The organism is Streptomyces sp. NPDC058701, from assembly GCF_042715295.1.
In the GTDB taxonomy this organism is placed as follows: Bacteria; Actinomycetota; Actinomycetes; order Streptomycetales; family Streptomycetaceae; genus Streptomyces.
In genome coordinates, this window is record NZ_JBHXSY010000046.1 from 45352 (window position 1) to 53680 (window position 8329).

General features: G+C 74.1%; 8 protein-coding genes and 1 tRNA gene. 5 read left to right on the forward strand and 4 right to left on the reverse strand.

The window, feature by feature from the left end:
* Positions 1-261: 261 nt before the first annotated feature.
* The gene (locus ACFWW8_RS32130; protein WP_386534612.1) at positions 262-1653 is read left to right on the forward strand and encodes an ATP-binding protein; all 1392 of its coding nucleotides are present in this window, start codon (positions 262-264) and stop codon (positions 1651-1653) included.
* Here the strand turns inward: ACFWW8_RS32130 and ACFWW8_RS32135 are convergent.
* The 3 genes from ACFWW8_RS32135 to ACFWW8_RS32145 all read right to left on the reverse strand — a co-directional run bounded on the left by ACFWW8_RS32135 (position 1556) and on the right by ACFWW8_RS32145 (position 3579).
* Complete coding sequence (locus ACFWW8_RS32135; protein ID WP_386534615.1) at positions 1556-2410, reverse strand: nitroreductase/quinone reductase family protein; 855 nt, start codon at positions 2408-2410, stop codon at positions 1556-1558. The two genes, ACFWW8_RS32130 and ACFWW8_RS32135, sit on opposite strands and share 98 nt — an antisense overlap.
* A gap of 239 nt (positions 2411-2649) precedes the next feature.
* A tRNA-Arg gene (locus ACFWW8_RS32140) sits at positions 2650-2722 on the reverse strand.
* A 113-nt stretch (positions 2723-2835) separates the two neighbouring features.
* Positions 2836-3579 carry a helix-turn-helix domain-containing protein gene (locus ACFWW8_RS32145; RefSeq protein ID WP_386534618.1) on the reverse strand — a complete coding sequence of 248 codons (744 nt, stop codon included), beginning with the start codon at positions 3577-3579 and terminating at the stop codon, positions 2836-2838.
* Between the two features lie 225 nt (positions 3580-3804).
* Between ACFWW8_RS32145 and ACFWW8_RS32150 the strand changes: the two genes are divergently transcribed.
* Entirely contained in the window at positions 3805-4473 is a 669-nt protein-coding gene (locus ACFWW8_RS32150) for a DUF4097 family beta strand repeat-containing protein (protein ID WP_386534620.1), read from the forward strand.
* Positions 4474-4492: 19 nt separating this feature from the next.
* On the opposite strand, the gene ACFWW8_RS32155 is transcribed toward ACFWW8_RS32150, so the two are convergent.
* A complete protein-coding gene (locus tag ACFWW8_RS32155) occupies positions 4493-5818 on the reverse strand; it encodes a sensor histidine kinase (RefSeq protein WP_386534623.1) in 1326 nt (441 codons plus the stop codon).
* A 336-nt stretch (positions 5819-6154) separates the two neighbouring features.
* Here ACFWW8_RS32155 and ACFWW8_RS32160 point away from each other — a divergent pair, with 336 nt between their 5' ends.
* The 3 genes from ACFWW8_RS32160 to ACFWW8_RS32170 form a co-directional block, all read left to right on the forward strand.
* Positions 6155-6757, forward strand: a complete 603-nt coding sequence (locus ACFWW8_RS32160) for a TetR family transcriptional regulator (protein ID WP_386534625.1) — start codon at positions 6155-6157, stop codon at positions 6755-6757.
* A 124-nt stretch (positions 6758-6881) separates the two neighbouring features.
* Complete coding sequence (locus tag ACFWW8_RS32165) at positions 6882-7760, forward strand: hypothetical protein (RefSeq protein WP_386534628.1); 879 nt, start codon at positions 6882-6884, stop codon at positions 7758-7760.
* A 502-nt stretch (positions 7761-8262) separates the two neighbouring features.
* Positions 8263-8329: biotin carboxylase N-terminal domain-containing protein (locus tag ACFWW8_RS32170; RefSeq protein ID WP_373303219.1), on the forward strand; the 67-nt coding region annotated here is incomplete at its 3' end.

Consider the following 8329-nt stretch of genomic DNA (forward strand, 5'->3'; position numbering starts at 1 on the left):
GTGGGTACCACCACGGGCACGACACCGCGACCGCGCGACCGCGTGATCGCCCGGCCCTCCCGGTTCCGGACCGGGAGGGCTTCCGTGTGCCGTGACGTCATCGCGCGCAGGTTTCCGGGCAACCGTTACGTCGTCGGGGGACGACGCACACACGACTGCCGTACCGTCGGCCTGTTGCCGGGGCGCACGGCCGGAGCCCCGCCCCGCCCGTGGTCCCCGGAGCCTGCCCCCTGTCGTCCCGCACGCCCGCACGGAGCGCCGATGCCCCGCCCACGACCCGCGCGCGCCCCCTCCGGCGTCCCGCGCCCGGCCCCAGGCCCCGCGCACACCGCCCGCGGGGGCGCGCTGCCGGCGCTGCCCTCCTGGACCGCGACGCTGACCTGGAAGGCCGCGGTCTTCATCACCCTCATGTGCTGCGGGCTCGCCGCGCTGCTCGGCGTCCTCGTGCACCGGATGATGACCGAGCAGACGGAACGGGCCGCCCGTGCCAGCGCCATGGACCGGCTGGACCGCACGATCGTGGCGTACGAGGCGGGCGCGCGCCTGCGGCGCGGCGAGGGCATCGACCCCGCCGGACTGCCCCCGCGGTTGCACGCCCTCGCTCTGCGGGGCAAGCGCGGCACGGCCTTCGGCGTGCACCGCGGCCGCACCGCGGTGTGGGCCGCGGGGCCGGCCGCCGACCGGACCGCGATAGCCGTCGCCGTGGACTTCACGAGTGCCGAGGAGACCATCGCCGGCCTGGACCGGGCCATCCTCGGCTCCTCCGCGCTCGCCATCGGCGGCACCCTCCTCATCGGCGCGTTCGGCGTCACCCGCGTCACCCGGCGGCTGCACCTGACCGCGCAGGTGGCCCGCCGGATCAGCGCGGGCGACCTGGACGCCCGCGTCGGGGACCGTACGCGCAGCCAGGACGAGGTGGCGGCCGTCTCCCGGGCCCTGGACACGATGGCCGGCACCCTCCAGCGCAAGCTGGAGGCCGAGCAGCGGTTCACGGCGGACGTCGCCCACGAGCTGCGCACCCCGCTGACCGGCCTGGTCGCGGCCGCGGAACTGCTGCCGCCGGGCCGACCGGCCGAGCTCGTACGGGACCGGGTGCAGGCGATGCGCGCGCTGACCGAGGACCTGTTGGAGATCTCCCGGCTGGACACGGGCAGCGAGCGCGTGGAGCTGGACTCCTACGACCTGGCCGAGCTGACGGCCCGGACGATCCGCGCCTCCGCAACCGACACGGCGCTGGTGGTGGCCGCCGGCGCCCGGCTGGAGACGGACCGGCGGCGGCTGGAGCGGATCATCGGCAACCTCGTGCTGAACGCGCACAAGCACGGCGCGACGCCCGTCACGGTGACCGTCGACGGCCGGACCCGGAGCGTGACGGTCACTGACGCGGGGCCCGGCTATCCGGCGTACCTGCTGGAGGCCGGGCCGCAGAGGTTCCGCACGGAGGGCATGAACAAGGGCCACGGCCTGGGCCTGACGATCGCCGTGGGCCAGGCCCGGGTCCTCGGCGCCACCCTGTCGTTCCGCAACCGCGCGGAGGGCGGCGCCGAGGCCCGCCTCACCCTTCCAGCGTCCGCAGCACCGGGAGCAACTGCGCCTCCTCCCGGTCGAGATGGGCCTCCAGCTCCCAGCTCAGCCGCTCCACGCGCCCGCTGAACCCGTCGTCGGGTCCGTCCAGCGCCCGTACGAGGTCCTCCTGGAGCCGGGCGATGGTGCGGTGGTCCTCGGCGATCCGCAGGAAGAACTCCCGCATCTCCGGGTGGCGTTCGGCGAGGAACGGGAACAGCCCGGCGTCCTCGCCCGTGTGGTGGAACTCCAGCGACCGGCAGAACGCCAGGCAGTGCTGGCGCAGTTGCAGCCCGAGCGAGGCCGGGCCGGCGCCGCGGGACTCCTCCCGTACGTGGGCCAGCTGGGCCCGCAGCCAGCCGTGCACCTCCAGCAGCTTCCCGGCGATCCCCGTCTCCCCGGACGGCGGGACCTCGTGGGTCCGCTGGAGGGCGACGACGGGGATCGGCCGCGCGGTCTGCTCCTGGTAGGCGCCGTACCCGGGCTCGGCGCGGACCACGTGGGCGAACAGGGCCTCCCGCCGGGCCCCTTCGGCGGGGACGGCGACGGCCTCGTAGGTCTCGGCGCCCGTCTCGACCTCGACGAGGGGGTGCGCGAGCAGGTTGTGGTACCAGGCGGGATGCCGGTCCGCGCCGGCGGCGGACCCGATGACGAGCAGGTGCCCGCCGTCGGCGGCCTCCTGCCGTACGAAGCCGAGCGGAACGGTGTGCGGCTTCCCGGACCGGGCGCCGGTGGTGGTGAGCAGGACGAGCTCGGAGCCTTCGAAGGGGCCTCCGACGCGGCCGGAGTTGGCCCGGAACTCGTCGATGACGGACTGGTTGAACGAGGCGAACGAAGTGGATGACACGGAGTGTGGGTCCTCACGGTGTGTGTGCGTGCGATGGCAGCGGAACAACCGAGGGGAATCACCCGTAGCCGGTGGCGTGGAAGCCCATGGGCCCGGTCCTTCACGTACAGGTGCCTGCCCAACCACCGCCCGGCCCACAGCTCAGTGGACGGCGTCACGCGACACGCGGGCCATGTAACCACATGGACCCCATGACGCCGAAGACCCCCGGTCGCATGCGACCGGGGGTCTTCGGATCGTGCCCTCGGCAGGATTCGAACCTGCGACACCGGCTTTAGGAGAGCCGTGCTCTATCCCCTGAGCTACGAAGGCGGGGGCTGCCCCTGGGGCAGCTCAGGGACAGCGTAGCGGATGAGGGCGGGGCGCCGCGGCTCGGTTCCCGCCGCCGGAACGGCGTCGTGGGACGGGTGTGGGGCGGGGGCCGTTCAGGCGGGCGGAGCGGTGTCGTCGGGGGTCGGCCCGGGCTTCGTGTGGAGGACCTCGCGGGCCTGCTCCGCGGCGCGGACGATGCCCTCGGAGACGAAGTCGAGGAAGCGGGCGATGTTCTCCAGGCGGCCCGCGGCGGGGGTGCCGGGGCCGAGGACGCCGACGCCCTGCTGCGCGGTCGCGATGATCCGGGCGTTGGCCCGGGCGCTGGCGATCATCGCCTGGTACCAGACGTCGTCGTCGACGACGTAGCGCTCGCGCCGGCCGTCGGCGCGTTCCCGGCGGACGAGGCCCTGGCTCTCCAGGAACGCCACCGCCTTGGAGATGGACGCCGGGCTGACCTGGAGGCGCCGGACCAGTTCGGACGCGGTGAGGCTGCCCGCGTCGGTGGTGTACAGGCAGGTCAGGACGCGGGCCATCATCTTGGGCGTGCCCGCCTCCATGAGGACGGTGGTGAGCTCGTCCTCGTACGCGCGCACGGCCTCCGCGTCGCGGCCGTGGGGCTGCGGGGGTGCCTGCGGGTCCGGGGGCGGGGTGTGCGCACGCCGGTGGGCGCGGCGCTCGGTGGCGCGGTGGGCGAGGTCGGCGCGGTACGCGGTGGGGCCGCCGTTGCGCATCACCTCGCGCGTGACCGTCGACGTGGGGCGGTCGAGGCGTCTGGCGATCTCCGCGTAGGCGAGGCCGTCGGCCACCCCGAGCGCGATCTGCTGGCGTTCCTGCTGGGTGAGTCTGCCTCCCGGCACCGCGATCTCCCTTCGTGTGTCCCCGATGCCTCCACTGTAGCGTTCACCGGCGCATCATTGCAACGCAACGAGGGCGGGTGTTGCGTTCGATCGCAGAATCAATGCAATGAAATACCTGCTCTGAGCTGCATGGATGGTGCACATTCGCAACAAGTGCATTGAAGGAATATCGAATGCAACGTAGCGTTTGCGATGTCGGAAACAACGAGCAGACAGGTGAACGCCATGCAGAGCTTCGACACCACCGCCCCCGTCACCGCCGTCCTCGACATCCCCGCCGGGCGCGTGCGGTTCATCGCCGCCGACCGGGCGGACACCACGGTCGAGGTCCTGCCCGCGGACGCCTCCGCGGGCCGCGACGTGAAGGCCGCCGAGCAGGTCACCGTCGCGTACGCCGACGGCGTCCTGCGGATCGGGACCGCACCCGCCAAGAACCGGGTCCTGGGTAACTCCGGGTCCGTCGAGGTGACCGTACGGGTCCCCGCCGGCTCCCGCGTCGAGGCGAAGGCGGCCAGCGCCGAGTTCCGCGGCGTCGGACGCCTCGGCGACGTCACCTTCGACGGCGCCCACGGCTCCGTCAAGCTCGACGAGACCGCGTCCGCCCACCTCACCCTCCTCGCCGGCGACATCACCGTCGGCCGCCTCGGCGGCCCCGCCGCCATCAGCACCCAGCAGGGCGACATCCACATCACCGAAGCCGTCCACGGCACCGTCGAACTCACCACCCAGTCCGGCGGGATCACGGTCGGCGCCGCCCGCGGAACCTCCGCCTCCCTCGACGCCGGCACCGCCCACGGCCGCATCCACAACGCCCTGCGGAACACCGGCGGCGCCCCCGCCCTTGCCATCCGCGCCACCACCGCCCACGGCGACATCACCGCCCGCAGCCTCTGAGGCCGCGGGCGGTCCGGGACTACTGGCGGGCGCCGAACGGGAGGTGGACCTCCACGCGCGTGCCCTCACCGGGGGCGCTCTCGACGCGCAGCCGCCCGCCCAGGTCCTCGATGCGGCCCCGCATCGACCGCAGGCCGTATCCGGTGCCCGGCTCCTGCGGGGCGCCGCCCGGGCCGGCTTCCGCGGCGAAGCCGGCGCCGTCGTCCTGGACCCGGGCGTACATCCAGCGCCGCGTGGTCCGTACGGTGACCTCGATCCGCTCGGCACCGGCGTGCGCCAGGCAGTTGCGCACCGCCTCGCGCAGGACGAACGACAGCTCGCGGCGCCAGCGTTCGGGGGCCGCGGTCTCGTCACCCGTCACCTTCACGGTGACCGGGACGCGCGGGGCGACGTCGGCGAGCCAGCGCATCAGGGACTCGCGGACCGGCGGGGTGAGGGAGCTCCGGTGCAGCGAGCCGATCAGGGTCCGGTTCTCGCGGGCGGCCTCGTCCAGGGCACGCTTCGCCGCGGTCAGGTGGGCGGCGGCGCCCTCGGGGTCGTCCTCGCCGAGTCCGATGCGGTGCTGTGCGAGGGCCAGTGCGCCGCCGATCTCGTCGTGGAGGTGGTGGGCGAGCCGCCGGGACTCGGTCCAGGCGCTGTCGCCGCCGCCGTCGCCGCTCCAAAGGCCGGGGCCCGCGGCGCGCACCGCGTCGCCGAGCAAGCGGACCACCGCCAGGCCCCGCGCGAGTGCGGCGTGCCCGTCGGCTCCGCTCTCCGTGACCTGGAGCAGGGAGCATTCCAGGAGCAGGGTGCCCGCGGCGACGAGGTGCCGCGGTGTCGCTCCGCCCGGCGCGACCGCCGGGCCTTCCCCGGCGAACCCGCCGGACCCGCCGGACACGGCGGGCACGGCCGGCCCGACCGTCGCGGCGGCCGGGCCCTGGGCGCGGAGCAGGACGTCGCGGGCGTACGCCAGGCAGGACGCCTCGTGGCGGGGCAGGTCCGCGCCGCCGGCCGGCCGGAGGGAGGGGAGCGCGAGGGCGAACCGGCGCAGTATGGCGGCGGCTTCGGTCCGGAGCAGGACGGCCGGGGGTGCCGCGTGCGCGCCGCACTCGCCGCACTCGCCGTACTCCCCGTACTCCCCGTACTCCCCGTGCGTGCCGCACTTCCCGTGTTCCCCGGGTGGTGGCGCCGCCTCCAGGGCCGGGGCCTGCGGTGCGGACGGGGGAGCGGACGGGGGAGCGGACGACGCCGGGCCGGGGAGGGCCACGAGCCGCGGCGTGCGCGGGGCGCGCGGGCTCCGGATCGCCGCCCGGACGAGGCCTTCCCGCAGGGCTTCGGCGAACACCGGGGCGGTCGAGCTGTTCATCGGACTCCTCAACGTCACTCAGCGGCCACGGGCCTTCCCGTAAGGCCTCCGGACCATAACAAACAGACCTGTCGGATTGTCAACGGCTGATGTCACCTCGGAGGGTGGCGGTCCGATCGTGCGGGAGGTGGTGCCGTCCCGGTAAGACGGGTGCTTAAAGGCCGGTTTGCGAGGAATCTAGGAGGCGGGATTCGGTCGCGATGCGACGGGGATGGCCGAACGGGTCGACTCAAAGACAGACAGACTTGTATGTTGCTGTCTCTGGGTGATTCACTGACGCACCGAGCCCAGGCTCTGCAAACCCGTTCCCGGAACCAAGGAAGGGCGTAGCGCCGGATGCAGAAACGCGCCGAGCAGACACGTCGGGCGCTCATCCGCGCCACCGCCGAACTCATCGGCGACGGAGGCGTGCGCAACGCAGGGCTGGTCAACATCTGCCGCGCGGCGGGGGTGAGCCGGGGCGCGCTGTACCACCACTTCGACACCACCGAGGCGTTGGCCGCGGCCGTGCACGGCCAGGCGCACCAACAGCTCACCGCGCTGGTCGCCGCCGCCTTCGAGGCGTCCGCCCATCGGGGCGCGGCCCGGTTCAGCCTGTTACTGGTACGGGCCCTGCGCGAGGACGTGACCGTACGGGCGGGTCTCCAGCTGGACCCGCACGGGTCCGACGGCGGTCCGCGGCTCCTCGAAGAGGTGCTGGGCCTGGTGCGCGACCGGATGAAGGGGCTCCACGAGGACGACGTGGCGGACTTGGCCGTGGTCGTGACGGCGGGCCTGGAATCGCTCGGCCGCAGGGACGCGCAGTGGTGGGACCCGGCGACCTCCGAGCGTCTCTGGGCCCTGCTCGGGCCGCTGTTCGACCCCTCGGCGCGCGTGGCGCCCGAAGGGTGCGAGGCGCGCCCGGTCCGCGGGGCGCGCGGGGCGCCGGCGGAGTGCTGAGGGTGCGCCCGGGCCGGTCCCCGCGCGCCTGTGTCCTGCGCGTGACGGTCTCCGTGCCGCGCCTGGCCGATGTTCCGGTCCGATCATCCTCAACAGGGGCAATCAGGTGGATATCGTGAATGGCATGGACACGATTACCCCGCCCGAACGGGCCGGACGCCACTGCCAGAAAACTCTCAACTCCCTTCATTCGATGGCCTACTTCGGCCCCGAACTCGCCCGGGACCTGGCCGAGTACGGGGTCGAGGACCCGATGACCGTCTACCTGGCCGCCCGGTCCGCGGCCCTGGGTGCCGTCGGCCCGGGGGCCGTCACCGCGGCGCTCTACGGCTTCGCGCACGGCCTGATCTCCCGGCACGTCCCCCGTGTGTGGACCCTCGTCGCGCCCGGCACCGTCCTGGAACTGCGCCTGCGCGCCGCGGACGCGGTCCTGCGCCGGGGCCTGGGGGAAGAGGCCCTCACCGGAACGGAGATGGCCGAAGCGGCGGACCTGGCGCTGCGCGCCGCCGGGGCGGCCGAGCGCTCCGGGCGGGTGATGTACTCCGCCCACGCCGACCAGCCCGTGCCGCGGGAGCCGCACCTCGCGCTCTGGTACGCGGCCACGTTGCTCCGGGAACACCGCGGTGACGCCCACATCGCCGCTCTCCAGCACGCCGGGCTGGGCGGTCTCGACGCCCTGGTGGCCGACTCGGCGAGCGAGCACGGCATGCCCAAGGAGATGGGCCTGGCCAACCGCGGCTGGACCCCGCGGGAATGGGACGCCGCCGAAGACCGGCTGCGCGGCCGGGGGTTGATGGATGCCGGGGGCCGCCTCACCTCCCGAGGCGTGGAGCTGCGGGCGGACCTCGAAGCGGAGACCGACCGGCTGGACCGGGCGCCGTACGAGCGGCTGGGCGCGGCCGGCGTGGCACGCCTGACCGAGCTCGCGCGCGGCTTCACGACGGCGGCCGCCACCGCGGGGGCCTTCCCCGCGGACCTCCGGGAGTTCTTCGCCCCGAGCTAAGGGCTGTCCCCAACCCCTGGCGGGCGCGCGACGCCAAGGCGCCGGCGCGGCGGGGCGGGGCGGCTGCGGGGCGGGGTGGCTGCGGGGCGGCGGCCGGGCGGCATCCGCAGGTCCGCTTCCCGTTCCGTTCCGTCGCGCCCCCGCCCCCGCCCCCGCCCCGGGCGGCCGGGACAATTCCTGCTTCGGATCCGCCCCGACATCCGCTCCGGATCCGCCCCGACATCCGCCCGCAACCCCGCCCCCGTAAAACCGGTTCGGCTCCGCCCCGAAACGCCCCGGGGCCGGGCCGCAGATCCCGGTGGTGTTTTTCCGCAGGACCGCGGCCGGGAAAGGAGAAAGCCAGGGGAACGTCAGAGAGAGGAAAGAACGGATCGACAGGGCCGGTTCCGGTCCGGGTGGCGGCGGGAAATTCACCAAAGTCTGAACAGCGTTGAGTTGATCTCTGACGGTAGCTGTGGGGAAACTGGGTCCGATCCTCGGTCGTCAGGAGAAACGAGCCATCGTGCGCAAGGTACTCATCGCCAACCGTGGCGAAATCGCTGTCCGCGTTGCCCGGGCCTGCCGGGACG

What these genes read in the sequence shown, in the direction of transcription:
- ACFWW8_RS32155 (WP_386534623.1), bottom strand. Translation starts at nt 5,818, where the DNA reads ATGAACAGCTCGACCGCCCCGGTGTTCGCCGAAGCCCTGCGGGAAGGC.
- ACFWW8_RS32150 (WP_386534620.1), top strand. Translation starts at nt 3,805, where the DNA reads ATGCAGAGCTTCGACACCACCGCCCCCGTCACCGCCGTCCTCGACATC.
- ACFWW8_RS32165 (WP_386534628.1), top strand. Translation starts at nt 6,882, where the DNA reads ATGGACACGATTACCCCGCCCGAACGGGCCGGACGCCACTGCCAGAAA.
- ACFWW8_RS32130 (WP_386534612.1), top strand. Translation starts at nt 262, where the DNA reads ATGCCCCGCCCACGACCCGCGCGCGCCCCCTCCGGCGTCCCGCGCCCG.
- ACFWW8_RS32160 (WP_386534625.1), top strand. Translation starts at nt 6,155, where the DNA reads ATGCAGAAACGCGCCGAGCAGACACGTCGGGCGCTCATCCGCGCCACC.